The organism is Herbaspirillum lusitanum P6-12 (assembly GCF_000256565.1).
GTDB classification, from domain to species: Bacteria; Pseudomonadota; Gammaproteobacteria; order Burkholderiales; family Burkholderiaceae_D; genus Herbaspirillum; species Herbaspirillum lusitanum.
The window spans coordinates 1-576 of record NZ_AJHH01000081.1; the positions used below are offsets into that span (position 1 = coordinate 1).

Consider the following 576-nt stretch of genomic DNA (forward strand, 5'->3'; position numbering starts at 1 on the left):
CGCCGTCGGCGCGGCGATAGTCGAAGGTGGTCTTCTTGAGCAGATACCAATCGTCGGACAAGACTTCGACATTGCGGATGCGGACACGCTCGTTTTCCATCGTTTTGCTCCTGTGCAGTGAATTCGTAAGGCGGCCAACCCGGCAATCATTTTTGCCGGTATTGCACGCTTCATTTAAAATATCATGCAATATCAAGAACAATCAAGAATATTCGTGCAGAATTACGACCTTTATTCCGTGAAACTGCACGAATTTGCGCGTTGTCTTGTACACTCCCGACCTTACCAATACCACCCGCCAACGCCGGACCAAAAGCATGCTGACCAGCCAACGAAAGAAACACCTGCTCGACCTGCTCAACCGCGACGGACGCATCGTCGCCAAACCGGTGAGCGAACAACTGGAGGTGTCCGAAGACACGATCCGACGCGATCTGCGTGAACTGGCCAGGGAAGGCTTGCTGCGACGCGTACATGGCGGCGCGTTGCCGTTGCTCGGCACGCCGGCGCTGGTGATGTTCGCCAACCGCCAGCACATCGAACCCGGCGCCAAGGCCGACATCGGCCGCGCCCGGG

General features: G+C 56.8%; 1 protein-coding gene. It reads left to right on the plus strand.

What is annotated here, in order from left to right; all coding sequences use genetic code 11:
• Window positions 1-317: 317 nt before the first annotated feature.
• Window positions 318-576 (plus strand): DeoR family transcriptional regulator (locus HLUSI_RS26685; RefSeq protein WP_040503088.1); only part of this gene is annotated, 259 nt, incomplete at its 3' end.